A 25101-nucleotide genomic window follows, 5' to 3' on the forward strand; every position below is an offset into this window, starting at 1 on the left:
GGTCGCGGTTGGCCAGTTCGAGGGCGTCGATCAGGGCTTCGTCCTTGCAGGGGACCTCGCGGGTCTTGCCGTGGTCGTCCTTGCCGTCCTTGCCGCCCTTGTCCGGGCCCCACTCGCCACGGTCGCGGCCCTCCTGGCCACGGTCCTCGCCGTCCTTGCCGTACCCGTCGTCGCCCTTGCCGCCCTCGGCGCGGGAGCCGTCGCCGGCGCTCTGCGGCGCCGCGGCGTGGTTGTCCGCCACCGGCTCGGTGCCGGACTTGTCGTCGCGGGCGGCGAGACCGCCGAGCGCCGCCAGCCCGACGACGCCGGTCAGCCCGGCCACGCCGGTGGCGACCCAGAGCGCCCGCCGCCTGCTCGTCCGCGGCGGAGGCGCCATCGGAGCGCCGCCGTCCGGTGTCGTTACGTCGTTCGACATGAGAGCCCTTTCGGTTCTTCCCAAACGGGTCGCACCGCCCCAGGTCGGGCGACCAGCTACAAACCGGTTGTAGCCTCTGATCGACACCGTATGAGAAGGGTCCTCGCGAAGAGGACGTATCCGAGAAAAGCCCGCATTCCTCCCACTAATGGCGGTCGGTGAGCAACCACGTGTGCGGGACCGCAACGGCCCAGACGGCGGCGGGCCCCGTCACCGGACCATGGAGGCGCGGTGACGGGGCCCGACGAAGATCGCGGCCGCGGGATCAGCCGGGCAGGCGGGGGCCCGCCTCACGCTGCTCGGCCAGCCAGGTCTCCACCTCGGCGGAGGCGCGCGGCAGGCCGGCCGACAGGTTCACCGGGCCGTCGGCGGTCACCAGGATGTCGTCCTCGATCCGCACGCCGATGCCCCGCAGTTCCTCCGGGACCAGCTCGTCCTCCGGCTGGAAGTAGAGGCCCGGCTCGACGGTGAGCACGTACCCCTCGCCGAGCGGCCCCTCGCGGTAGTTCTCCTTGCGCGCGTTGGCGCAGTCGTGCACGTCGATGCCGAGCATGTGGCTGGTGCCGTGCAGCGTCCACCGCCGGTAGACGGTGGAGGCCGGGTCCATCGCCTCGTCCACGCTCACCGGCAGCAGCCCGAGATCCTTCAGCGCCTCCGCGAGGACCCGCATCGAGGCCAGGTGCACGTCCCGGAACGCCACGCCGGGACGGCACATCTCGATGCCGGCCTGCTGCGCGGCGTACACCGCGTCGTACACCTGGCGCTGCAACGGCGTGAACCGGCCGTCGACCGGGAACACCCGGGTGACGTCGGCGGTATAGAGGTTGCGGTTCTCCACGCCCATGTCCATCAGCAGCAGGTCACCGGGACGGGTGGCGCCGTGGTTGTGCACCCAGTGCAGGATCGTGGCGTGCTCGCCGGCCCCGACGATCGAGCCGTAGCCGACGTCGTTGCCGTCGTGCCGGGCGCGCAGCGCGAAGACGCCCTCCAGCAGACGCTCGGAGACCCCCCGGTCGGCCGGCAGCGCCCGCGCCACGTCCTCGAAGCCACGCACCGTGGCGTCGCACGCCTCCTGGAGCTGCGCGATCTCCCACTCGTCCTTGACCAGCTTCAGCTCGGCGATCGCGATCGCCAGCTCGCGGTCGCGGCCGGGCTGCCCCTCGGCGCGCGCGCCGTCGTACCGGCGCACCGCCGCGTCCACCCGGGCGTCGAAACCGCGAAGCACCCGGGTACGCCCCGGCGCCAGCTCGGCCAGCGCCGCGTCCAGCTCGCTCAGGTCGGCCGTCGGCAGGCCCAGCTCGGTGGACTTCTCCCGCAGCGTCGGCCGGCGGCCCACCCACAGCTCGCCGTGGCGGCTGCGGAAGAACTCGTCGGTCGCCCGGGACGACCGGGGCCGCATGAACAGGGTGGACTCGCCGCCCGGCCGCAGCACGAGGACGCTGTCCGGCTCCAGGTCGCCGGTCAGGTACGCGAAGTCGCTGCCCGGCCGGAACCGGTGGTCGGTGTCGTTGGCGCGTACCTTCTCGTTGCCGGTGGGGATGACGAGCGTCTCGCCCGGGAAGGCCTCGGCCAGCGCGGCCCGCCGCTTGGCGTGGTTGGGCACCTCCGGACGCGGGGTGACCGGCAGCTCGGTGTCCCGCCAGCCCTGCCGCATGAACGACAGGAACGCCTCCGGGAAATCCGGGTCGTGCGACTCCGTGCCGTCCGCCGGTTTGCCCTGCCGGGTCCGCTCCTCGGCCATGATCCGCCCTCCCTGAGCCTCATCGCTGGTCCCGACGGTACCGCGCGCACGACAGCGGTAGGTGCCTGCGGTGCCGCGACGACGGCTTCCGGCGCGTGGAAAGATGGCGGCCATGTGCGGACTCCTGGCCTTCTTCAGCGCGCGCGGCGACGCCGCCGCCCACCGCGACCACATCGCCGGCGCACTGGAGTGCCTGCACCACCGTGGCCCGGACGAGACAGGGGTCGAGGTGGTCGGCGACGCCTCCGGCCGGTACGCGGACGGTGTGTTCGCGCACAAGCGCCTGGCGATCATCGACGTGGCGCTGAGCCACGAGCCCCTGCCCTACGCGGGCGGGCGTTACCTGCTCACCTTCAACGGCGAGATCTACAACTACATCGAGCTGCGCGAGGAGCTGATCCGCGACTACGGCGCCCAGTTCGCCACGAACGGCGACGGCGAGGTGATCGTCGCCGGCTACCACTACTGGGGTGAGCAGGTGCTCACCAAGCTGCGCGGCATGTTCGCGTTCGTGATCTGGGACCGGCAGGAGCGGCGGGCCTTCGGCGCGCGGGACTACTTCGGCATCAAGCCGCTGCACTACCTGGAGACCCAGGACGGCCTCTACCTCGCCTCGGAGAAGAAGGCGTTGCTGCCGTTCGCGCACTCGGCGTACCAGGGCGACGCGGGCATCGACACCGCCAACCTGAGCCACTACCTGACCCTGCAGTACGTGCCCGAGCCGGGCACGCTGCACAAGGGGATCAGCCGGATCGGCTCGGGGGAGTACCTGACCTGGACCCCTGGTGGCCGGATCGAGGTGCGCCGCTGGTACCGGCCGGTGTTCCGCCCGGCCCCGGTCTCCGACGAGCAGCGGCTCTACCACGACATCCGGGAGACGCTGCGGGAGAGCGTCCGGATGCACATGCGCTCGGACGTGCCGGTCGGCTCGTTCCTGTCCAGCGGCATCGACTCCACCGCCGTGGTGGCGCTGGCCCGCGAGTTCAACCCGAACATCCTCACCTTCACCGTCGGCTACGACGTGCCCGGCTACTCCGAGATCGACGTGGCCCAGGACTCGGCCCGGCACCTCGACGTGACCACCATCCCGACCAAGATCGGGCCGCAGGACATGATCGACGCGCTGCCGAAGATCGTCTGGCACCTGGACGACCCGGTGGCCGACCCGGCGCTGGTGCCGCTCTACTTCGTGGCGAAGAAGGCCGCCGAGCACGTCACAGTGGTGCTCTCCGGCGAGGGCGCGGACGAGTTCTTCGGCGGCTACACCATCTACCGGGAGCCGCTGTCGCTCAACGCGGTGAACAGCCTGCCCGACGGCGTGCAGAAGGGGCTGCGCGCGGTCTCCAAGGCGATCCCGCAGGGAGTGAAGGGCAAGAGCTTCCTGGAACGCGGCACCACCCCGATCGAGGAGCGCTACTACGGCAACGCCCGGATGTTCACCGAGGAGGAGAAGCAGCGCCTGCTGCGCCGCTACGACCCCTCGGTGCGCTACACCGACGTGACCGCGCCGATCTACGCCGAGTGCACCGAACTGGACGACGTCACCAAGATGCAGTACGTCGACCTCTACACCTGGCTGCGCGGCGACATCCTGGTCAAGGCCGACCGGATCTCGATGGCGCACTCGCTCGAGGTGCGGGTGCCGTTCCTGGACCGGGAGGTCTTCAACGTCGCCGCCGGCATCCCGGTCGACCTGAAGCTGCCGCCCCGCTCCGAGGCCACCAAGTACGCGATGCGCCAGGCGCTGCAGGGCGTGGTGCCGCCGGCCATCGTCAACCGCAAGAAGCTGGGCTTCCCGACCCCGACCCGGGTCTGGCTGCGCGGCGAGATGTACGAGTGGGCGCGGCACGTGCTGTCCACCTCGGGCGCCGGTGACCTGATCGACCTGTCGTACGCGATGCGCCTGCTGGAGGAGCACAAGCGGGAGGAGGCGGACCACTCCCGCAAGGTGTGGACCGTGCTGATCTTCTGCATCTGGCACGCCATCTTCGTGGCCAAGACGCTCGACCCGGGCATCCAGCGCAACCAGTCCGCGCTGCTCACCAAGCCGGTCGTCGGCAGCATGGTCCGCTGACCCGAGCGTGACGAGGAAGGGCCCCCGGGGTGTTCCCCGGGGGCCCTTCCCGTTACGGGATCAGCGACCGGTGCAGGTGACCGTCGGCAGGGAGTTGGTGCCGGAGAAGTTCGCCGTGAAGCCGAACGTGGTGGTGCCCTCCGGCGGGACGCTGCCGTTGTAGGCGGCGTTGGAGACGCTGACCGACGCCCCGCTGCCGCTCAGCGTGCCGTTCCACACCTGGTTGATGGTCTGGCCGCTGGGCCAGGTCCAGTTCGCGGTCCACCCGGAGTAGGTCCGGGTGCTGTGGTTCATGATCGTCACTTCGCCCTGGAAGCCGCCACCCCAGGCGGTGACCACCTTGTACACCGCCATGCAGGAGCCGGCCGGCATGGTCGGGCTGGTCGTCACCGGCGGGGGTGAGGTCGGCGGCGCGGTCGTCGGGGGAGCGGTCGTCGGCGGCGCGGTGGTCGGCGGCGCGGTCGTCGGGGGGGTGCTGCCGCCCGAGCCGATCCCGGTCACCTCGCCGTTACCGCCGTCGAACGTCACGTCCGAGCAGCCGAAGAAGTTCTCCTGGCTGTCCGAGCGGACCCAGCGCGAGTAGATGATGTGCCGGCCGCTCTTGTTCGACGGCAGGTTGCCGGTGAAGTAGTAGTGACCGTCGTTGGTGCCGACCGCGCCGCGCTGCGGCGGGTTGGTCACCTGCAGGAACGGCTGCTCCTCCAGGTCGCTCCAGGCCAGCGGGCGGTTCGGGCTCCAGCTGTCCTTCGTCACGTAGAAGTAGAACGTGCCCGGGTGGTGGGCCCAGTTGCTGTACCGGAACTCCATCGACCGGCCCGCCGTCAGGTGGGTGATCGGCCAGTCGTTGCGCGCCGCGTCGTACCCGCTGAAGTTGGGGTTGCCGCCGCTGCAGAGCTTGCCGTCCGGGATGAACCCGACGGTCCGCCCGCCGGCGTCGGAGCGCAGCACGCTGAACCAGTTGTACAGCGAGTTCGCCCCGTTCGCGGCCACCGCCGACGAGCAGGCGGGGTTGTTCGGCCGGATCTCACCGGTTCCGGTGAGGCCGTCCTTCCAGCACAGGTAGGTGCGGGCGCCCGGCGTCATGGCCGCGCCGTGCGCGGCCGCCGGTCCGGAGTTGGTGGCCAGGGCGAACGCGCCCAGGGCCAGGGTGGCGGCCGCGGTGAGCAACGCGGCCGTACGGGATCGGTGCACGGGGATCTCCTGACTCGCGGAGCGTGGCCTGGTTCGGCCCGCTCCGCTGGGACGAGCGGATGCGGCGATCGCGGTGCCCGCGCCTGCGCGGCCGGGGCCGTCGGCGGGCGCGCACCGTCTGCGATCCGTTGCCCACGGACCGCGTGGATGCCCTCGCGTCGGCTCGACCCGGCGGCCGGTGACGCGGCAGCCCCCGCGTCGTTACCCGGCACCGCCATCCCACCACGTCCGCTCCCCGCCCGCAATAGGCGCTGCTCGATGCCCGGGTCCCGGCGCGGCGTGGCGCCGGCATGCGCCAGGATCGGGGGAGACGACGAGAGGAGCCAGGATGGGGTACGCGGTGGTGCTCGGCGAGGCGCTGGTGGACCTGCTCGACGCCGAGCACGACGGAGAACCCGTCTACCGGCAGGCGATCGGCGGCGGTCCACTGAACGTCGCGGTGGCGGTCGCCCGGCTCGGCGGGGACGCGCGGTTCGTCGGGTCGCTCGGCGACGACGCGCTGGCCGGACGGATCCGCGCCTTCCTCACCGACGCCGGTGTGGACGTGAGCGGGACGGTCACGGTGCCGGCTCCGACCGCGCTGGCGGTGGCCACCTTCGCCGGGCCCGAGCCGGATTTCCGCTTCTACGGCGAACCCCGCTCGTACGCGCTGCTCGGCCCGGACGACCTGGACGTGGCGCTGGTCGAGGGCGCGGACGTGCTCTACTGCGGCTCGATCGTGCTGCTCGACCCGCCGGTGCTGGCCGCCGCCCGCCGCGCCTGGTCGATCGCGGGCGGGTTGCGGGTGTTCGACCCCAACGTGCGGCCCCGCCTGCTCACCGCACCGGGCGCGCTGGACGGGCTGCGGGCGGTCGTCGCCGAGTTCGCCTCCGCCGCGCACCTGGTCAAGCTCAGCAGCGCCGACGCGCGGCTGCTCTACCCGGACGAGCCGGTCGAGGGCGTCGCCGCGTACCTGCGGGAACTGGGCGCGGGCACGGTCGTGGTCACGCTCGGCGCGGACGGTGCCCTGGTCGCCGCCGCCGACGACGTGGTACGCGTCCCCGCCCCGAAGGTGGACGCGGTGGACGCGACGGGCGCGGGCGACTCGGTGATGGGCGCGCTGATCGCCGACCTGCTGGTCGCCGGGGACCCGGCCGACCCGGCCGGGTGGCGGGAGCGGGTCGCGTTCGCGCTGCGGGTGGCGGCTGTGGTGTGCGAGTCACCGGGCGGCGCCACCGCCATGCCCACCCGCGCGCGGGTGTCCGCCCGCTTCCCGTGAACCCGCCGGGGTCAGGCGCGCCGGCGGGTCATCGTCAGGACGGCGGTCAGGGACAGCAGCGACCCGCCGGCCAGGACCACTGCCATCGGCAGCGCGCTGCCCTCGCCGCCCAGCCCGACCAGCGGGGCGGCCAGCGCGCCCACCACCGACTGGATGCCGCCCATCAGCGCGGCGGCGGTGCCCGCGTGCCGGGCGTGCGCGTCCAGCGCCAGCGCGGTGCTGTTCGGCATCACCATGCCGATCGAGCCGACGAAGACGAACAGCGGCACCGCCGTCACGACCAGGCTCCCGGCCAGCGCGCCGGTCAGCACGCCGGCCGCCGCCACCAGGCCGACCACGAGCATGGTGACCAGCAGCCGGCGCGGGGAGAACCGGTCGAGCAGCCGGGCGTTTGCCTGCCCGAGTGCCACCAGGGCGAGCGCGTTGACCCCGAAGATCACGCTGTACACCATCATGGAGACACCGAAGACGTCCTGGAACACGAAGGACGACCCCGAGATGTACGCGAACAGCCCGGCGAACGCGAAGCCCTGTGTCAGCGCGTACCCGAGGTAGACCCGGTCGGCGAGCAGCGACCGCATGGTCCGGAGGGTGCCCCCGAGACCGCCGGTGCTGCGCCGCTCGGCCGGCAGCGTCTCCGGCAGGCGCAGCGCGGCCGCGACCGCGAGCATCGCCCCGATGACGGCCAGGACCAGGAAGACGGCCCGCCACGAGCCGAACCGCAGCACGAGGCTGCCCGCGGCCGGCGCCGCCACCGGCGCCACGCCGAAGACCAGGATGAGCCGGGAGAAGTACTTCGCGGCGGCGCGGCCCGCGTAGAGGTCGCGGACCACCGCGCGGGCGACCACCACACCCATGCCGCCGGCCATACCCTGGGCGAACCGGGCGACGGCGAGCAGCGGGGCGTTCGGCGCTGCGGCGCACGCCAGCGTCAGCACCGTGTACGCGACCAGGCCCACCAGCACCGGGAGGCGGCGCCCCCAGCGGTCGCTCAGCGGTCCGGTGACGAGCTGGCCGAACGCCAGGCCGATCAGGTAGGTGGTGAGCGAGAGTTGGATGCCGGCCTGGTCGGCGCCGAGGTCGCGGGTCATGGCCGGGAACGCCGGCAGGTACATGTCCAGCGACAGCGGGCCGACCGCGGTGAGCCCGCCGAGCAGGAGCAGCAGCGTCACGCCGCCGGTGGGTGCGGTGGACGCGGTGGTGCGATCGGTCGGGCGCGCGGCGGCGGGCGCGGCGTTGCTCACGAGTGGGTACCCCCTGATCCGGTGCTTCGGGGTACCTTACCTCTGTAGTCAGAACTATTGCGATGTGAGGCGGGTGACTCCGTGGCGACGAACGAGCAGGTGGCGCGGTTCGGCGCGGCGCTGGGCGAGGTGCACCGGCTCCTGCGCCGCCGAGCCATGGCGCGCGCCGGGCGGGACCCGCTGCCCGAGGCTCAGGTGGAGGTGCTCCTGCTGGTCCACCAGACGCCGGGGATCAGCGGCAAGGAGGTGGCCCGGCGTCTCGGCACCGCGCCCAACACGGTGAGCACGCTGGTCCGCGACCTCACCGACGCCGGGCTGCTGGCTCGCGACCGTGACCCCGCCGACCGCCGGGTGGTCCGGCTGCGCACCACCGACGCCGCCCGGGCGCGGATCGCCCACTACGCGACCCACCGCGCGGCGCTGCTCGCCGCCGCCCTGGACGCGCTGGACCCGCCGGCGCGGGCGGCGATCCTGGCCGCCGCCCCGCACCTCGACGCGCTGCGCGACGCGCTCGCCGGACCCGTCCGGCCCGAGGGGTCCGAACCCGCGGCGGGAAACCCGGTGGCCGCCGTACCGCCCCTCGGCACATGATCGCGGGGTGCTGCACCAGGACGAGATACCGGTGGACGAGGGCGTGGTCCGCGCGCTGCTGACCGAGCAGCGCCCCGAGTGGGCCGCCCTGCCGGTGACGCCCGCCGGTGGCGGGACCGACAACACGATGTACCGCCTCGGCACCGACCTGCTGGTCCGGCTGCCCCGTACGGCGGAGAAGTCCACTGCCCTGCGCAAGGAACAGCGGTGGCTGCCCCGGCTCGCGCCGCTGCTGCCGGTGCGCGTGCCCGAACCGCTGTACGCGGGCACGCCGGGCGCCGCCTTCCCGCTGCCCTGGTCGGTGCTGCGGTGGATACCGGGCGACGAGGTCCGGCCCGGCACCGTCGGGGACTGGGCCGCCCTCGGCACCGACCTGGCGACGTTCGTCCGGCACCTGCACGCGGCCGACCTGCTCGGCGCGACCCGGGCGGGCCCGCTGGGTGGATACCGCGGCGGCAGCCTGCGTCCCTGCGACACCTGGATCTCCCCGGCGCTCGACGACTGCCGGACCCTGATCGGGGAGGAGGCGGACGTCGGCACGCTCCAGCGGCTGTGGCGCGAGGCCCTCACCCTGCCCGAACCCGCCGGGCCGCACGTCTGGCTGCACGGCGACCTCAAGCCCACCAACCTGCTGGTGCGCGACGGCCGGCTGCGGGCGGTCATCGACTTCGGCGGCCTCGCCGTCGGGCACCCCGACGCCGAACACGCGCCGATCTGGGACCTCCCGCCACCCGCCCGGCACGCCTACCGCGAGGCGCTCGGCGTGGACGACGTGACCTGGGCGCGGGCCCGCGCCTGGGCGCTCGGCGTGGCGGCCAGCGGCGTCTCCTACTACTGGCACACGTTCCCGGCGTTCGTCGCCGAGTGCCGCAACCGTCTCCGCGAGATCCTGGCCGACGCCGGCTGACTTCGGCCTCCGCCGCCGGTCAGGCCGTGCCGTCCAGCTCCGCGTAGCCGCGCCGGGCCGCGATCAGGCCCGGCCGGGCGCCGAACGGCGACTCGGCCGCCACCCGCTCCGGCGGCGCGCCGCCGGTGTGCCCGGCGCGGATCAGCCACGCCTGCCGCGCGAGCTGCGCGTGCTGCTCGCGGACGAAGTCCGCGCCGACCGGCTCGCCGTGGCCGGGCACCACCACCGTCGCGGGCGTGGTCAGCCGCAGCAGGTCGGCCAGCGCGTCCGGCCACTTCAGGGGGTACGACTCCTCGAACGCCGGTGGCCCGCTCTGCTCCACCAGGTCGCCAGCGACGAGCACGTCCGCGTCCGGCACGTGCACCACCAGATCGGCGTCGGTGTGCCCGTGCCCGGGATGGCGCAGCACCACCCGCCGGCCGCCCACGTCGAGCACCGTCTCGGAGACCACCTCGCGCGTCGGCGCCCGCAGCTCGGTCCGCGCCAGCTCCTCGGCCAGCGCCGGATGCCCGGCGCGCATCTCCTCGTACGCGGCCCGGCGCACCGCCTCGGGGCGGTCCCGCAGCGCCGCCGCGGCCTGGGCGTGCGCGTAGATCGCGGTGTCCGGCCCGGCCAGCGTGGCGTTGCCGAAGCAGTGGTCGAAGTGGTGGTGCGTGTTGACGATCGTCCACGGGTGAGGCGTCACCGCCCGCGCCGCCTCCGCCAGCTCCCCGGCCTGCGCGGCGGTGGAGAGCGTGTCCACCAGCAGCGCCGCGCCGTCACCGGCCACCAGCACCACGTTCACCGCGAGCACCGGCTCGCGTCTCACGTACACCCCGGTGGCGACCTCGGTGAACCCGGCGGTCATGACGGGCCGAGAGCCCGCTCGACGAAGCGCTGCCGGTCGACGAGCGCCCGCTCGACCCGGCCCCGCGCCGCCACAGTGGGCCCGTCGGTGACAGTCACGTCGAAGACGAGTCGCTTCCCGTCGACCTTCACCAGCTCGGCGTGGGCGGAAACGGTACGCCCGACCGGGGTGGCCGCGCGGTGCTCCAGCTCGACCCGTACGCCGACGGTGGTGGACCCCGGCGGCATCCGGGTCGCGGTGGCGGCCACCGTGGCCGCCTCGGCCAGCGCCAGCACCCGTGGGGTGCCGAGCACCGGCACGTCCCCGGAGCCGACCGCCTGCGCGGTGTCGGCGTCGGTCACTGTGAGCTCGACCCGGGCGGTCAGGCCCGGCGCGAAGGGCGGCTCCGGCTGCTCCTGCATGCGGCCGAGCCTAGTGCAGCCGGCCCGGGTCCGTCCGGCGTCCGAGCCGCCGCCCCCGCGTCGTTCCCGCCCGCCCGCAGGCCCGCCCGTCGCCCGCCGTTAACCTTGTCCGCGATGGCCGAGCAGACACAATCTCCGACCCCCGCCCCCGACGCGACCACCGAATCGCCCGACGGCGGGCGTCGCCGTGTGATCGCGATGACCATCTGGGGCGTCGCGTTCGTCGCCGCCTGGCTCGCCATCGGCCTGCCCACCGACCCGGCGTACGCGTTCCTGTGGATCTGGGCCGGCACCATCGCCTGGAACTCGGACCGCCCGTGGCGCAGCCACCTGCGCTTCGCCCGGGACTGGATCCCGGTGGTGCTGCTGCTCGCCGCGTACAACCTGTCCCGTGGGTTCGCCGACAACGGCGCCACCCCGCACGCCATGGAACTGATCGTCGCCGACCGGTTCCTCACCGGATGGCTCACCGGCGGCGAGGTGCCGACGATCTGGCTCCAGGAGCGGCTGTACGACCCGGCCGAGGTGCGCTGGTGGGACGTGCTGGTGAGCTGGATCTACTTCTCGCACTTCGTGGCGACGTTCGCCGCCGCGGCGGTGCTGTGGATGCGCAACCGGCGGCGCTGGATCGCGTACATGTCCCGCTGGGGCTTCCTGTGCGCGGCCGGGCTGGTCACCTACTTCGCCTACCCGGCCGCGCCGCCGTGGTGGGCGGCCCAGAACGGCCTGCTCACCGAGGTCGCGCGGATCTCCACCCGGGGCTGGAAGGAGATCGGCATGCACGGCGCGGGCAACCTGCTCAACGCCGGGCAGATCGCCTCCAACCCGGTCGCCGCAATGCCGTCGCTGCACACCGCGTTCGCGCTGTTCGTGGTGCTGTTCTTCATGCGCTCGGTGCGCAAGCGCTGGTGGCCGCTGATGCTGGCGTATCCGCTGGCCATGACGTTCACGCTGATGTACAGCGGTGAGCACTACCTGATCGACGTGCTGGTCGGCTGGGCGTACGTCGGCATGACGTTCCTGGTGGTCGGCCTGGCCGAGCGCTGGTGGGCGGCGCGGCGGGCCCGGCGTGCCGGCGAGCCCGCCGTCGCCGCCGGCGAGCCGCCCGCCGTCGGCGACACCACCGACACCCCGGACCGGGCCGCCGACGACCGGGACGCGGTGCCCGCCGAGCGCCGGTAGGCCCGGCGGGTCAGCGGTCGGTACGGCGGGCGGCCCGCGAGCGCTCGGTCAGCTCCGCGGCCAGCGCCCACGCGTCGGCCAGGTCCCTGTCGACGGCCGCGGCCCCGGCCCCACCGGCGGTGTCCGCGTGCACCGTGGCCAGCCGCAGCAGCCGCTGCACCGGACCCCGGGTGACGCGCACGCTCTGGATCCGGGCGTACGGCACCAGCGTCAACCGGCGGGTCAGCAGCCCGGAGCGGGCCACGAACACCCGATCGTCGAGGCCGGCGCCGACCACCTTGCGGCTCAGCGGGCGCAGCCACCGGGCCCGTGCCGGCGGCGGCGTGGCGGGCAGCGCGTCCAGCCGGACGCCGGGCAGCACCTCCGCCACGACCCGCGCGCCGGTGTCCGCGTCGCCGACCGGCAGCAGGCGGTCCGGGCGGTTGCGGTCGTCCGGCTCACCGGCCGAGTAACCGGCCACCTCCAGCCGCAGCCGCAGCCATCCCTTCATCCGCCAGAGCAGCGGCCAGGTCGCCCGTACGGTCTGCACCCGGTGCAGCGGCACGGTCTGCACCCGCGTCTCCAGCAGCCCGTTGTGCACGCGCAGCGTGCCGTCGTCCCGGTCGAGCCGGAAGCTCCAGTCGTCGAGCACCCGGCGGATCGGTTGCAGCACCACGCCGGCCATCGCGGTGAGCGTGCTCGCCACCGCGATGAACGACCACGAGTCCTCGGAGAGGAACTGCGCGCCGACGAAGACCAGGCCCAGCGGCAGCAGGAACGCCTGCGGCGTGAGCAGCTGGCTGACCAGCAGGTCCTGGTTGCGGACGGTGTGCAGCCGGCGCCCCTCCGGCGCGGGCACGGCCGGGAGGCCGGGTTCGGCAGCCGGTGCGGGCGCCGGACCTGAGCGACCGGCGACCGCGAGCAGCCGCTGCCGCAGCGCGGTGGCCTCGGCCACGCTGAGGTAGGCCAGCGGCGCCTCGGTCTTGCCCCCGCCGACCACCTCCAGCCGCAGCTCGGCCAGGCCGGTGAGCTGGGCCAGCAGGGGCCGGACCACCTCCACCGCCTGCAACCGCTCCAGCGGGATGGCCCGGGTACGCCGCCACAGCAGCCCTTCGTGGACCCGCAGTTCGCGGCCCACCAGGTGGTAGCCGGTGTTCCACCAGCTCACCACGGACAGCACCGTGGCGCCGAGGACGAAGACCGTGACCAGCACCGCGAACCAGCCGAACCCGACCCGCGACAGCGTCGACCAGGAGAGCCCGGCGATCACCACGACAAGCGACTTCGCGCCGTGCAGCGCCGGGCTGAGCGGATGCAGCCGCTGCCGGGGCTCCTCGCCACCGACAGGTCCGGCGGCCGGACCCCACAGTCCCGGGTACGGCGGCAGCGGCGCGGGCCACGGCCCGGGCGCCGCCGGATCGGGGCCGGGCGACGGCCCGTGACCGGGTGCCGCCGAGCCGGGCGGCCCGTAGCCGGGCGGTGGCCCGTAGCCGGGCTGCGGCGGTCCGTATCCGGGCGGCCCAGGGGCGGGCGGCGCGGCGGGCGGACCGTGGCCCGGCGCGGGCGGGCCGGGCGTCGGCTCGGACCGGTCGTCGGGGGGCGGCGGGGCGCCGGGCTCGCTCCGGTCGCTCACAGGCCCTCCGCCCGGTCCTCGCCCAGCGCGGTCAGCCGGTCGCGCAGCCGGGACGCCTCGGCCGGGCGCAGACCGGGCACCCGGGCGTCGCTCGCGGCCGCCGCCGTATGCAATTGCACTGTGGCGAGGTCGAAGGCGCGCTCCAGCGGACCGGCGCTCACATCGACGAACTGCATCCGGGAGTACGGCACGATGGACAGCCGCCGCACCAGCAGGCCGTGCCGCACGAGCAGATCGTCGTCGCGCTCGGCGTACCCCCAGGCGCGGACCGCGCGCACGATGGTGACGGACCGCCAGACGCCCAGCAGCAGCGCTCCGCCCACGGCGGCGCCGAGCAGCCAGTGCCCGGCCAGCGCCCAGGCGGCGCCGAGCACCACGAGCGTCACCGCCAGCCCGATGCCGAGCCGGATCAGCTCCACCCAGATCAGGTCGCGGGAGATCGGCTGCCAGCGGACCGTGTCCGGCCAGGGCTCCAGCGCGCTGCGCGCGGCGGGCGGCGGGCCGGCGGGACCGTCACCGCTCATCGGGGAGACCTGCCGTGTTCGCCGCCGGTACGGGCTCGGATCATCTGCTCGCTCACGCTTCGAGCGTAGGCGATCAGGGCAGCGGGACCACCTCGCGGAGGAAGCCGCGTGCGTCGAGGAAGTCGCCGAGGGACCCCCGGTGCTCCGGGCAGGCCAGCCACGTCTTGCGCCGGTCCGGCGCGTGCAGGCGGGGGTTGTGCCAGCGGAGCTGGTACGCGGCGGGTGCGCGACATCCCCGCGCCGAGCAGATCAGCGTTTCGTCCGGGCTGGTGGGAGTCGTCACCGGGGCGAGTCTAGAGGCCGCACGCCGGGAGTTTTAGCGCCGGGCGGCCACGGGGGGAGCCGCCCGGCGACGGGGTGAATCGTACACACTGCGGACCCCTCGTTGTCCACCCGTGTTCAGCGTTTTCCGCACGCCGGGACGGCGTGGCCGGACGGCGCGGCGAAAATCGTGCCTCTCCCACCCTCGGCTCTCAGGGAGGCATGACAGTCTTGGTACGCACCACGCCGCGACGACGACCCTGCTGTGGAGGACCGGTGGCCCAGCCGACCACACCCGACGTGCCGAACCCGACCGAGGCGGCGCCGGACGCGCCGCCCCCGGCGGGCACCACCCCGGCCCAGGACGCCACGCTGCTGGAGCGGGCCCTGTTCGAGACCAAGCGGGTGATCGTCGGCCAGGACCGGATGGTCGAGCGGATGTTCGTCGCGCTGCTGGCGCGGGGCCACTGCCTGCTGGAGGGCGTGCCGGGGGTGGCGAAGACACTCGCCGTGGAGACCCTGGCGCGGGTCGTCGGCGGCTCGTTCGCCCGGGTCCAGTTCACCCCCGACCTGGTGCCCGCCGACATCATGGGCACCCGGATCTACCGGCAGTCCAGCGAGAAGTTCGACGTCGAGCTGGGCCCGGTCTTCGTCAACTTCCTGCTCGCCGACGAGATCAACCGCGCGCCGGCCAAGGTGCAGTCGGCGCTGCTGGAGGTGATGAGCGAGCGGCAGGTCTCCATCGGCGGCGAGAGCCACCGGGTGCCGGACCCGTTCCTGGTCATGGCCACCCAGAACCCGATCGAGCAGGAGGGCGTCTACCCGCTGCCGGAGGCACAGCGGGACCGGTTCCTCATGAAGATCGTCGTGGGATACCCGACCGATGCCGAGGAGCGCGAGATCGTCTACCGGATGGGCGTGACGCCGCCCGAGCCGGCCCGGGTGTTCGACACCCCGGACCTGGTCGCCCTCCAGCACAAGGCCGACCAGGTGTTCGTGCACAACGCGCTGGTCGACTACGCGGTGCGGCTGGTGCTCGCCACCCGGGCGCCGGCCGAGCACGGCATGCCCGACGTCGCCCAGCTCATCCAGTACGGCGCCAGCCCGCGCGCCTCGCTCGGCCTGGTCCGGGCCACCCGCGCGCTGGCGCTGCTGCGCGGCCGGGACTACGCGTTGCCGCAGGACGTGCAGGACATCGCGCCGGACATCCTGCGCCACCGGCTGGTGCTCAGCTACGACGCGCTCGCCGACGACGTGCCGGCCGACCACATCGTGCACCGGGTGATGTCGACCATCCCGCTGCCCGCCGTCGCGCCCCGCCAGCAGGCCACACCACCGCCGCCGGCCGTGCCGCACAACGGGTGGCCCGGGCAGCGGCCGTGACCTCGCCCACCCCGCTGAGCGCCGCCGGCGACCGCTCGGGGGCCGTGCTGGCCCGGCTCCAGCTCATGGTGACCCGCAAGCTGGACGGCCTGCTCCAGGGCGACTACGCCGGGCTGCTGCCCGGACCGGGCAGCGAGGCGGGGGAGTCCCGGGAGTACCGGCCCGGCGACGACGTGCGCCGGATGGACTGGCCGGTCACCGCCCGCACCACCATGCCGCACGTTCGGCGTACGGTGGCCGACCGCGAGCTGGAGACGTGGCTGGCGGTGGACATGTCGGCCAGCCTGGACTTCGGCAGCGGACGGTGGCTCAAGCGGGACGTGGCGGTGGCCGCCGTCGCCGCGCTGGCCCACCTCACCGTGCGGGGCGGCAACCGGATCGGGGCGGTGGTCGGCACCGGCGGGCCGGGCACGATGCTGCGGCTGCCCGCCCGCTCCGGCCGCAAGGAGGCCCAGGGGCTGCTGCGGGCGGTCGCCGGAGCCGAGATCCGGCCCGGCCGCAGCGACCTCGGCGCGCTCGTCGACATGCTCAACCGGCCGCCCCGGCGGCGCGGCGTCGCGGTGGTGATCTCCGACTTCCTCGCGCCGCCGCAGCAGTGGGGCCGTCCGCTGCGTAAGCTGCGGGTCCGCCACGACGTGCTGGCCGTCGAGGTGGTCGATCCGCGGGAACTGGAACTGCCCGACGTGGGGGTGCTGCCGGTGGTCGACCCGGAGAGCGGGGAGCTGCACGAGGTGCAGACCGCCGACCCGGGCCTGCGCCGCCGGTACGCCGAGGCGGCGGCCGCCCAGCGCGGGGCGATCGCCGCCGAACTGCGTGCCGCGGGCGCGGCCCACCTGCGCCTGCGTACCGACCGAGACTGGCTGCTGGACATGGTGCGTTTCGTCGCCGCGCAGCGGCACGCCCGCACCAGAGGGACGACTCGATGATCCGTTTTCTGCAACCGTGGTGGCTGCTCGCCGTGCTGCCGGTGCTCGCCCTCGCCGCCGCGTACGTCTGGCGGCAACTGCACCGCCGGCAGTACGCCCTGCGGTTCACAAACGTCGACCTGCTGCGTACCGTCGCGCCCAAGGGACTGGGCTGGCGGCGGCACGTGGCGGCCACCGCGTTCCTGCTCTGCCTGCTGGTGCTGGCGACCGGGCTGGCCCGTCCGGCGATCGACACCCGGGAGCCGCTGGAGCGGGCCACCGTGATGCTCGCCATCGACGTGTCGCTGTCGATGCAGGCCGACGACGTGTCACCGAACCGCCTGGAGGCGGCGCAGGAGGCGGCCAAGCAGTTCGTCGGCGAGCTGCCGCAGAGCTACAACCTGGGGCTCGTCTCGTTCGCGAAGTCGGCGAACGTGCTGGTGCCACCGACGAAGGACCGGGCCGCCGTCACCACCGCCATCGACGGGCTGGTGCTGGCCGAGGCAACCGCCACCGGCGAGGCGGTCTTCACCTGCCTGGAGGCGATCCGCTCGGTGCCGGCCGACGGCGCCGCCGGCATCCCGCCGGCCCGGATCGTGCTGCTCTCCGACGGCTACCGCACGTCGGGCCGGTCGGTGGAGGAGGCCGCGGCGGCGGCGCAGGCGGCGAACGTGCCGGTGTCCACCATCGCGTTCGGCACCGACTCCGGGCAGGTCGACATCGGCGGGCAGCTCCAGCGGGTGCCGGTGGACCGCACCGCGCTGTCCCAGCTCGCGGAGACCACGCAGGGCTTCTTCTACGAGGCGGCTTCGGCCAGCGAGCTGAAGCAGGTCTACCAGGACATGGGCAGCTCGATCGGCTACCGCACCGAGCCGCGTGAGATCACCCAGTGGTACGCGGGGATCGCGCTGCTGCTGGCCCTGTGCGCGGGCGGGCTGAGTCTGCTCTGGACGTCCCGGCTGGTCTGAGCCGGGAACCGGCCGGCGGCGGTCAGTGACCGCCGCCGACCAGCACGAACAGGACGGCCACCCAGACGGCGGCGAGGGTGAAGCCCAGCGGGGCGACGTAACGGCTCATGGGTGTGCTCCGTGGCGACGGGCGGCCCGGTGCGGGCCGTTGGGGGTCGGGGCGTACGCGCACGAAGTCGTGACCGGGTGCTCCGCCGCGCGGCAGGCCACACCCCGGCGTGGTCGCCGGAGAGCGAATGCGGTGCGGAGGGCGGGAAGCGGGTCAGCCGCGTCGGCAGAGCCGTGGCTCAGCGGGGCTGACGGTGGGCCCGGCCACGACTGGGAGGATCGCTATCTCGCACAGCGATCACCTCCTGCGGTCGGCGGGGCCCGGCGCGGGCGCAGACCGGCCCGCGAACGCGATCATCGTACACCCGGGGGTGTGGGTGTCGCGCGCGCGGCCGCCGGTCCCGCGGACCCCGGTTGGAGCGGCGCTGTGACCTGCGCGGGTTAGCGCTTACCTGTCGGTAACCCCTAGGCTCCGACCGACCGAGAGATCACTGAGCAGAGGGGGATCCGTGGCCCGAACCGTGCTGGTGACCGGCGGCAACCGGGGGATCGGCCTGGCCATCGCGCAGGCGTTCGCCAAGCAGGGCGACCGGGTGGCGGTGACGTACCGGAGCGGCGAAGCCCTCGAGGGCCTGTTCGGCGTGCGGTGCGACGTGACCGACGCCGAGTCGGTCGACGCCGCGTTCACCGCGATCGAGGCGGAACTCGGCCCGGTGGAGGTGCTCGTCGCGAACGCCGGCATCACCGACGACACGCTGATCATGCGGATGTCCGAGGAGCAGTTCGCCCGCGTCCTCGACACCAACCTGACCGGCTCGTTCCGGGTCGCCAAGCGGGCCTCGACGAAGATGCTCCGCGGCCGCTGGGGCCGCATGATCTTCATCTCCTCGGTGGTCGGCCTCTCCGGCGGCGCGGGCCAGGTCAACTACGCGGCCAGCAAGGCCGGCCTGGTCGGCGTGGCCCGCTCGATCACCCGCGAGCTGGGCGCCCGCAACATCACCGCGAACGTGGTGGCGCCCGGCTTCATCGACACCGACATGACGGCGGGCCTGCCCGAGGAGCGCAAGGCGGAGATCCGCAAGTCGATCCCGGCCGGCCGGATGGCCACCCCGGACGAGGTAGCCGGTGTCGTCACCTGGCTCGCCTCGGACGCGGCCGGATACGTCACCGGCGCCGTCATCCCGGTCGACGGCGGCCTCGGCATGGGTCACTGAGCGAAGCACACGGAGGAGACACGCAATGTCCGGACTTCTCGCCGGTAAGCGGCTGCTTGTCACCGGCGTCATCACCGACGCGTCGATCGCCTTCTCGGTGGCGAAGCTCGCCCAGGAGAACGGCGCCCAGGTCGTGCTCACCGGTTACGGCCGGCTCTCCCTGGTGGAGCGGATCGCCAGGCGGCTGCCCGAGCCGGCGCCCGTGATCGAGCTGGACGTGACGAACGAGGAACACCTGGCCGGGCTGGCCGACAAGGTACGCGAGCACGTCGACGGCCTGGACGGGGTGGTCCACTCGATCGGATTCGCGCCGCAGAGCTGCCTCGGCGGCGGTTTCCTCGACGCCCCCTGGGCGGACGTGGCCACCGCGCTCCAGGTCTCCACCTACTCGTACAAGTCGCTGGCCATGGCCGCGCTGCCGCTCATGTCCGCCGGTGGCGCCGTGGTGGGCCTCACCTTCGACGCCACCAAGGCGTGGCCGGTCTACGACTGGATGGGCGTGGCCAAGGCCGGGCTGGAGTCCGCCTCCCGCTACCTGGCGCTGCACCTGGGCAAGCAGGGCATCCGCAGCAACCTGGTCGCGGCCGGCCCGCTGCGCACCATCGCGGCCAAGTCCATCCCCGGCTTCGACCAGTTCGAGGACGCCTGGACCGAGCGGGCCCCGCTGGGCTGGAGCCTCACCGACCAGGAGCCGGCCGCGCGGGCCTGCCTGGCGCTGCTGTCCGACTGGTTCCCGGCCACCACCGGCGAGATCGTCCACGTCGACGGCGGCTACCACGCCATCGGCGCCTGAGAGGTAAGGAAGGGCCCCTTCTTAACGCCTCGTGCAGCGGAAGGGGCCCTTCTTAACACGCCGCCGCCCGGGTGGTCACCACACCGACCAGGGGGCGTCGCCACGCCGTGACGGCGGGCGAGGAAGAATGGCCCCATGGCGTACGACGCGTTGGTGCTGGTCTCCTTCGGCGGCCCGGAGCGGCCCGAGGACGTTCTCCCGTTCCTGCAGAACGTGACCCGGGGGCGGGGCGTGCCGCCGGAGCGGCTGGCCGAGGTCGCCGAGCACTACCTGCACTTCGGCGGGGTGTCGCCGATCAACCAGCAGTGCCGTGACCTGCTCGCGGCGATCCGCGAGGACTTCGCCGCAAACGGCGTCGACCTGCCGGTCTACTGGGGCAACCGCAACTGGGATCCGATGCTCGCCGACACGGTGGCACGGATGCGCGACGACGGGATCACCCGGGCGCTGGCGTTCGTCACCAGCGCGTACGGCGGCTACTCCTCCTGCCGGCAATACCAGGAGGACATCGCCTCGGCCCGCGCCGCTGTCGGCCCGGACGCCCCGCTGATCGAGAAGCTGCGCCAGTTCTGGGACCACCCCGGCTTCATCGAGCCGCACGCCGACGCGGTCCGGGCCGCGCTGGCCCAGCTCGACCCGGCGAAGCGGGACAGCACCCGGCTGGTCTTCACCGCGCACTCGGTTCCGATGTCCGCGGCCGCCACCGCCGGCCCGCACGGCGGCCGGTACACCGCCCAGCTGGAGGAGGTCGCCCGGCTGGTGCACGCCGCGGCCGCGCCCGACCTGCCGTACGACCTGGTCTGGCAGAGCCGGTCCGGGCCGCCGCAGGTGCCGTGGCTGGAGCCGGACGTCAACGACCACCTGGCCACCCTGCCCGAGCAGGGCGTGACGAGCGTGGTGGTCAGCCCGATCGGCTTCGTCTCCGACCACCTGGAGGTGGTGTGGGACCTGGACACCGAGGCGCTGGAGACGGCCAAGCAGCTCGGCCTCGACTTCGTCCGCGCCGGCACCCCCGGGGTCGACCCGCGATTCGTGGCGATGGTCCGCGAGCTGGTGCTGGAGCGCACCGCCCCGGACGGCGAGCGGCTGCGCCGCCGCCTCGGCGAGCTGCCCGCCTGGGACACCTGCCCGGCGTTGTGTTGCGTACCCCCGGCCCGCCGGCCCTGAGCCCGACCCGACGACACCCCTGGGGACGACACGATGCTTGACCGCAAGCCGGTGCAGAGCTGGCTCACCGACATGGACGGCGTGCTGGTGCACGAGGGGCAGCCGGTGCCCGGCGCTCCGGAGTTCGTCAAGAAGCTGCGTGCCTCCGGCAAGCCGTTCCTGGTGCTGACGAACAACTCCATCTACACCCCGCGCGACCTCCAGGCCCGGCTGGCCCGGATGGGGCTGGACGTGCCGGAGGAGGCGATCTGGTCCTCCGCGCTGGCCACCGCCCAGTTCCTGGCCGACCAGCGGCCGGGCGGCACCGCGTACGTCATCGGTGAGGCCGGCCTGACCACGGCGCTGCACGCGGTGGGTTACGTGCTCAGCGACTTCGCCCCGGACTACGTGGTGCTGGGGGAGACGCGTACCTACAGCTTCGAGGCGATAACCAAGGCGATCCGGCTGATCAACGACGGTGCCCGGTTCATCTGCACCAACCCCGACGCCACCGGCCCGTCGATGGAGGGCGCGCTGCCGGCGGCCGGTTCGGTGGCGGCGATGATCTCGAAGGCGACGGGTGTCGACCCGTACTTCGTCGGCAAGCCCAACCCGATGATGATGCGCTCCGCGCTGAACACCATCGACGCGCACTCCGAGTCGACCGCGATGATCGGCGACCGGATGGACACCGACATCCTGTGCGGGCTGGAAGCCGGGCTGGAGACGATCCTGGTGCTCACCGGCATCAGCAGCCGGACCGAGGCGGAGCGGTACCCGTACCGTCCGTCGCGGATCGTCGATTCGGTGGCCGACCTGATCGACGAGGTCTGAGCCGGGGGTCTGCGGTGTTAGAGCCGCAGCGGCGCGTTGCAGGCGGCCACCAGGGCCTGCCGGCACGCGGTGGTCAGCGGCCGCAGCGCCGCGTCGCGCTGCTGCGCCTCGTAGGTGTTCACCGCGCCGCCGGGCGCGCTCTCCCCGGCCAGCGCCAGCACCCGATCGAGTACGGCGGCGCGCGCGAACAGCCGGCGGGCCCGCGGGTCGAAGCCCGGCGGCAGGTCGGTGCCGCCGTCCGGGCGGCGCAGCGCGGCGAGCGCGCCGGCCAGCTCGGGCCGCCACTGCGCGACGTCCAGCCGGGTCAGCGTGGCGGTGGTCTCGGCCAGCACGGCGGCGAGTTCGGCCTCGGCCTCCGCCGCGCCGGGCGTGGCGAGCGACGCCTTCGGCGCGTCCACCGGCAGCGGGTGGACCCGCCACAGCACCGTCTCCCAGGTCATCCCGGAGCCGGAGGTGTGCGTGCGGACCTCGGGCACCAGCCCCATCCCGCTCGCCACCACCGCCTCGCCCGCCACCAGCGCCGCCCCGGCGAACGCACCCGGGCCGGGCAGGCCGCGCGGGTCGCCGGGCGCGGGCAGCACCAGGCGGATGTCGTCGGGCGAGTGCTTGGCGAGGCTGGGCAGCGCCTCCCGCAGTGACACGTCGGTCCAGGTGCCGGGGGCGTCGGCGACGAGGTGCTCCTCGTCGCCGGTCACGGCGTCGGCCACCTCGTCGAACGGCACCAGGCCGGCTCGCCAGGCACGCACCCAGGCGACGAACCGGCTCGACCGGCGCGGAGCCAGCGTGGCCGCGCCCGCTGCGGGGGAGGACATGCCGAAAGGGTACGTGCTCCGCGCCGCTGCTGTCTCGGCTGCCGCTCCGGCGGCGCTACCTGGTCCCAACTACCCGCTTCGCACCGTTTCGTGCCGACGGATGATCACGCGGTCGGCGCGTCGCCGGGCGGCACTCCGGGACGCTGGTTAGCGTTTCCGGCATGGCGGGGCGATATGACGGCGACGTGCTGGCCGGCGACTGGCGGCGACGGAAGGTGACCCCCGAGGTCGCCGCCGAACCCGACCTGGTGGTCGAGGACGCCGACTCCGGGTTCTGCGGCGCCGTGGTCGGCTTCGACTCCGGCGCGGTGGTGCTGGAGGACCGGCACGGGCGGCGGCGCAACTTCCCGCTGCTGCCTGCCGCGTTCCTGCTCGACGGCAGGCCGGTCACGCTGCGGCGGCCCGCCCGCGCCCCGGTGCCCGCCGCGCGACGCCGTACCGCGTCCGGCTCGATCGCTGTGGACGGCGTCCGGGCGCAGGTCGCCAAGGCCAGCCGGATCTGGGTCGAGGGCGTGCACGACGCCGCGCTGGTCGAGCGGATCTGGGGCGACGACCTGCGCGTCGAAGGCGTGGTCGTGGAGCCGCTGGACGGCATCGACGAGCTCGCCGACGAGGTGCGCGCGTTCGCGCCCGGCCCGGGTCGCCGGCTCGGCGTGCTCGTCGACCACCTCGTGCCCGGCTCCAAGGAGAGCCGCATCGTGGCGCGGGTGAACTCGCCGCACGTGCTGGTCACCGGGCACCCGTACGTCGACGTGTGGCAGGCGGTACGCCCGGCGGCGCTCGGCATCTCCGCGTGGCCTGTGGTGCCACCGGGGCAGCCCTGGAAGGAGGGCGTCTGCGCGGCGCTCGGGGTGGCCGAGCCGGCCGACATGTGGCGGCACATCCTGTCCCGTGTGGACAGTTTCGCCGACGTCGAGACGCCGCTGATCAACGCCATGGAGCGCCTGATCGACTTCGTCACCGAGCCTGGGTGACCGGTTGGGCCTCTGTAGTGGTTGCGGTTGAGGGCCGGGGGCGACCGTGCCCGGCTCCGGGCGGTCAGGCTTGATCCCTGCGCCGGTCACGGTCGCCCCCGGCCCCGCCGTGCACCGGCTCCGCCCGCCCTCAGATCTCCTGTCCCCGCCTCGGTCTCCCTTCAGTCTCCCGTCCTCGTGCCCCTGGCACCCCTCGCCTGGTTGATCAAGGAGTTTGTGGGCGTGCTGGAGATCAACGCCGACACAAACTCCTTGATCACCGGGGTGAAGGGTGGCCGTGTGCGTCGATCATGGAGTTGTGGTCCCAGTGGATCGGGGCATAGCGGGGCGAAAGGGGGGCCACAAGTGCAAGATCGGCGGGGCGGGGGTGGGGGCGAGGGCTGTCAGGGGAGGTCGTCGGGGGTGCGGGTCAGGAGGAAGGTGGCTATGTCCAGGGCTACCGGGGTGCCGGAACGGTCGCGGATCACCGTCAGGATCTCGCCGTCCTGGGGGCCGGAACGGCCGCGCCACCGGTCCGGGCCCTCGGGAGTGAACCGGAGCAGCGGCCTGCCCACCTGACCGCCGACCAGGTCCCCGGCGGCGTCGACGCGGAACTCGTACTCGCCGCCCATCCACCACCAGCGGCCGGTGAGCGCGGCGAGGTCGGCGGCGGGCGGGTCGGCCGGGTGCCAGGGGGCGGGCGCGGCCGGTTCGGCGTCCAGCACCAGCGTGAGCGCCTCGCGGCCGAGCGCGCCGATGTGGTGGCCGCGCATCCCGTACGCGTTGGCGAAGTTGACCACGGCGGTCCGGGTGGGCCGGTGCACGGCCAGGCCGGCGACGTAGCCGGGCATGGAACCGCCGTGCCCGGCGTACACGCGGTCGCCGACCCGGTAGAGCTCGATGCCGAGGCCGTGCCCCCCGGTCCACGAGTCGAGGTCGTTGATCACCAGCGGGGCGCACATCTCGGTGAGGGTGGCGGGGGAGAGCACCGCCGGGTCCGGGTCGGCCAGGAACGTCGCCCAGCGGCCCAGGTCCTCGACAGTCGACCAGAGTTGCCCGGCCGGCGCCATCGCCCCGGTGTCGGTACGCGGCTCCTCCCGCAGCGTCTCGTGCCAGGGGTGGACGACGTAGCCGTGGGCGTACGGCTCGGCCGGGTGGTACGTGGTGCGGCGCAGGCCCAGCGGCGCCAGCAGCCGCTCGGTGAGCAGGTCGGCCCACGGCGTGCCGGTGATCCGTTCCAGCAGGCCGCCCAGCAGCCCGTACGCCAGGTTCGAGTAGTGGTAGACGAAGTGCGGCGGATAGGCGATCTTGCCCGGCGTCAGCCCGGCCAGCAGCGTGTCCAGGTCCATGCCCTCGGCCCGCTCCCACCACTGGCCGTCCGGCTCGCGTTGCAGCCCGCCGGCGTGGCTGAGCAGCTGGCGCACGGTGACCGCGCCGACCGGGGTGCCGGGCAGGTGGGCGTCCAGCGGGTCGTCGAGCGCCAGCCGGCCGGCGTCGCGCTGCTGCATCACCAGCACCGCGGTCATGGTCTTGGTGATCGAGCCGACCCGGTACTGCAGGTCGCCGTCGGGCGGGGGTGTCGCACCGGCCACCGCCAGGTGCGCCAGGTGACCGTCGCGGACCACGCCGAGGGCGAGCGAGGGCGCCCGCCCCTCGGCCTGGGCCCGGGCGACCAGCAGGTCCACTTGACGCGCGGTCTCGGGCAGCAGGGGCATGTCGTCCTCCTCGTCGGCGGGTGACGCGGTACGCCGCGCCGAGCCTAGCGATCATGACAGTTCGATGACACGTGCGTTGACG

General features: G+C 73.8%; 23 protein-coding genes and 1 pseudogene. 13 read left to right on the plus strand and 11 right to left on the minus strand.

Annotated features, from left to right (window positions below; all coding sequences use genetic code 11):
• Positions 1-415 (minus strand): annotated as a pseudogene (locus AB0D28_RS20705) (hypothetical protein); the annotation flags it as partial.
• A 265-nt stretch (positions 416-680) separates the two neighbouring features.
• Complete coding sequence (locus AB0D28_RS20710; RefSeq protein WP_357387990.1) at positions 681-2156, minus strand: aminopeptidase P family protein; 1476 nt, start codon at positions 2154-2156, stop codon at positions 681-683.
• Positions 2157-2268: 112 nt separating this feature from the next.
• Here AB0D28_RS20710 and asnB point away from each other — a divergent pair, with 112 nt between their 5' ends.
• A complete protein-coding gene (gene asnB, locus AB0D28_RS20715) occupies positions 2269-4230 on the plus strand; it encodes an asparagine synthase (glutamine-hydrolyzing) (protein ID WP_357387992.1) in 1962 nt (653 codons plus the stop codon).
• Between the two features lie 60 nt (positions 4231-4290).
• Here the strand turns inward: asnB and AB0D28_RS20720 are convergent, their stop codons facing one another.
• Positions 4291-5427 (minus strand): lytic polysaccharide monooxygenase, encoded by a 1137-nt coding sequence (locus AB0D28_RS20720; protein ID WP_357388127.1) that lies wholly within the window; start codon positions 5425-5427, stop codon positions 4291-4293.
• A 322-nt stretch (positions 5428-5749) separates the two neighbouring features.
• Here AB0D28_RS20720 and AB0D28_RS20725 point away from each other — a divergent pair, with 322 nt between their 5' ends.
• Complete coding sequence (locus AB0D28_RS20725) at positions 5750-6679, plus strand: carbohydrate kinase (protein WP_357387994.1); 930 nt, start codon at positions 5750-5752, stop codon at positions 6677-6679.
• 11 nt (positions 6680-6690) lie between these two features.
• Here AB0D28_RS20725 and AB0D28_RS20730 read toward each other — a convergent pair whose 3' ends face one another.
• A complete protein-coding gene (locus AB0D28_RS20730; protein WP_357388129.1) occupies positions 6691-7851 on the minus strand; it encodes a multidrug effflux MFS transporter in 1161 nt (386 codons plus the stop codon).
• A 153-nt stretch (positions 7852-8004) separates the two neighbouring features.
• Between AB0D28_RS20730 and AB0D28_RS20735 the strand changes: the two genes are divergently transcribed.
• Both AB0D28_RS20735 and AB0D28_RS20740 read left to right on the plus strand, forming a co-directional pair.
• Positions 8005-8514 (plus strand): MarR family transcriptional regulator, encoded by a 510-nt coding sequence (locus tag AB0D28_RS20735; protein WP_357387996.1) that lies wholly within the window; start codon positions 8005-8007, stop codon positions 8512-8514.
• Between the two features lie 7 nt (positions 8515-8521).
• Positions 8522-9421, plus strand: a complete 900-nt coding sequence (locus AB0D28_RS20740) for an aminoglycoside phosphotransferase family protein (RefSeq protein ID WP_357387998.1) — start codon at positions 8522-8524, stop codon at positions 9419-9421.
• 19 nt (positions 9422-9440) lie between these two features.
• Here AB0D28_RS20740 and AB0D28_RS20745 read toward each other — a convergent pair whose 3' ends face one another.
• Positions 9441-10268: an MBL fold metallo-hydrolase gene (locus tag AB0D28_RS20745; protein WP_357388000.1), complete on the minus strand. Its 828-nt coding sequence runs from the start codon at positions 10266-10268 to the stop codon at positions 9441-9443.
• The gene (locus AB0D28_RS20750; RefSeq protein WP_357388002.1) at positions 10265-10669 is read right to left on the minus strand and encodes a hotdog domain-containing protein; all 405 of its coding nucleotides are present in this window, start codon (positions 10667-10669) and stop codon (positions 10265-10267) included. Before AB0D28_RS20750 ends, AB0D28_RS20745 begins: the two co-directional genes overlap by 4 nt.
• Positions 10670-10783: 114 nt before the next feature.
• Here AB0D28_RS20750 and AB0D28_RS20755 point away from each other — a divergent pair, with 114 nt between their 5' ends.
• Positions 10784-11851 carry a phosphatase PAP2 family protein gene (locus AB0D28_RS20755; RefSeq protein ID WP_357388004.1) on the plus strand — a complete coding sequence of 356 codons (1068 nt, stop codon included), beginning with the start codon at positions 10784-10786 and terminating at the stop codon, positions 11849-11851.
• A gap of 10 nt (positions 11852-11861) precedes the next feature.
• Here the strand turns inward: AB0D28_RS20755 and AB0D28_RS20760 are convergent, their stop codons facing one another.
• The 3 genes from AB0D28_RS20760 to AB0D28_RS20770 form a co-directional block, all read right to left on the minus strand.
• Entirely contained in the window at positions 11862-13217 is a 1356-nt protein-coding gene (locus AB0D28_RS20760) for a PH domain-containing protein (protein ID WP_357388131.1), read from the minus strand.
• A 242-nt stretch (positions 13218-13459) separates the two neighbouring features.
• Positions 13460-13987, minus strand: coding sequence for a PH domain-containing protein (locus AB0D28_RS20765; RefSeq protein ID WP_357388006.1), 528 nt, complete (start codon positions 13985-13987; stop codon positions 13460-13462).
• A gap of 73 nt (positions 13988-14060) precedes the next feature.
• Positions 14061-14270, minus strand: a complete 210-nt coding sequence (locus AB0D28_RS20770) for a hypothetical protein (RefSeq protein WP_357388008.1) — start codon at positions 14268-14270, stop codon at positions 14061-14063.
• A 254-nt stretch (positions 14271-14524) separates the two neighbouring features.
• Here AB0D28_RS20770 and AB0D28_RS20775 point away from each other — a divergent pair, with 254 nt between their 5' ends.
• The 7 genes from AB0D28_RS20775 (at position 14525) to AB0D28_RS20805 (ending at position 21539) form a co-directional block, all read left to right on the plus strand.
• Positions 14525-15631 (plus strand): MoxR family ATPase, encoded by a 1107-nt coding sequence (locus AB0D28_RS20775; RefSeq protein WP_357388010.1) that lies wholly within the window; start codon positions 14525-14527, stop codon positions 15629-15631.
• Positions 15610-16557: a DUF58 domain-containing protein gene (locus tag AB0D28_RS20780; protein ID WP_357388012.1), complete on the plus strand. Its 948-nt coding sequence runs from the start codon at positions 15610-15612 to the stop codon at positions 16555-16557. Before AB0D28_RS20775 ends, AB0D28_RS20780 begins: the two co-directional genes overlap by 22 nt.
• On the plus strand, positions 16554-17504 hold the full coding sequence (locus AB0D28_RS20785) for a VWA domain-containing protein (RefSeq protein WP_302907890.1): 951 nt from the start codon (positions 16554-16556) through the stop codon (positions 17502-17504). Before AB0D28_RS20780 ends, AB0D28_RS20785 begins: the two co-directional genes overlap by 4 nt.
• A 557-nt stretch (positions 17505-18061) precedes the next feature.
• Positions 18062-18766 (plus strand): beta-ketoacyl-ACP reductase, encoded by a 705-nt coding sequence (locus AB0D28_RS20790; protein ID WP_357388014.1) that lies wholly within the window; start codon positions 18062-18064, stop codon positions 18764-18766.
• 25 nt (positions 18767-18791) lie between these two features.
• Positions 18792-19559, plus strand: coding sequence for an enoyl-ACP reductase FabI (gene fabI, locus AB0D28_RS20795; protein WP_357388016.1), 768 nt, complete (start codon positions 18792-18794; stop codon positions 19557-19559).
• 135 nt (positions 19560-19694) lie between these two features.
• Positions 19695-20726 (plus strand): ferrochelatase, encoded by a 1032-nt coding sequence (locus AB0D28_RS20800; RefSeq protein ID WP_357388018.1) that lies wholly within the window; start codon positions 19695-19697, stop codon positions 20724-20726.
• Between the two features lie 33 nt (positions 20727-20759).
• Positions 20760-21539: an HAD-IIA family hydrolase gene (locus AB0D28_RS20805; protein ID WP_091048117.1), complete on the plus strand. Its 780-nt coding sequence runs from the start codon at positions 20760-20762 to the stop codon at positions 21537-21539.
• A gap of 17 nt (positions 21540-21556) precedes the next feature.
• On the opposite strand, the gene AB0D28_RS20810 is transcribed toward AB0D28_RS20805, so the two are convergent.
• On the minus strand, positions 21557-22351 hold the full coding sequence (locus tag AB0D28_RS20810; RefSeq protein WP_357388020.1) for a hypothetical protein: 795 nt from the start codon (positions 22349-22351) through the stop codon (positions 21557-21559).
• A gap of 161 nt (positions 22352-22512) precedes the next feature.
• Here AB0D28_RS20810 and AB0D28_RS20815 point away from each other — a divergent pair, with 161 nt between their 5' ends.
• Positions 22513-23325 carry a DUF3097 domain-containing protein gene (locus tag AB0D28_RS20815; protein WP_357388022.1) on the plus strand — a complete coding sequence of 271 codons (813 nt, stop codon included), beginning with the start codon at positions 22513-22515 and terminating at the stop codon, positions 23323-23325.
• Positions 23326-23708: 383 nt separating this feature from the next.
• Here AB0D28_RS20815 and AB0D28_RS20820 read toward each other — a convergent pair whose 3' ends face one another.
• Complete coding sequence (locus AB0D28_RS20820; protein WP_357388024.1) at positions 23709-25019, minus strand: serine hydrolase domain-containing protein; 1311 nt, start codon at positions 25017-25019, stop codon at positions 23709-23711.
• Between the last annotated feature and the right edge of the window lie 82 nt (positions 25020-25101).

The sequence above is a fragment of the Micromonospora sp. NPDC048169 genome, assembly GCF_040652815.1.
Classification (GTDB): domain Bacteria; phylum Actinomycetota; class Actinomycetes; order Mycobacteriales; family Micromonosporaceae; genus Micromonospora.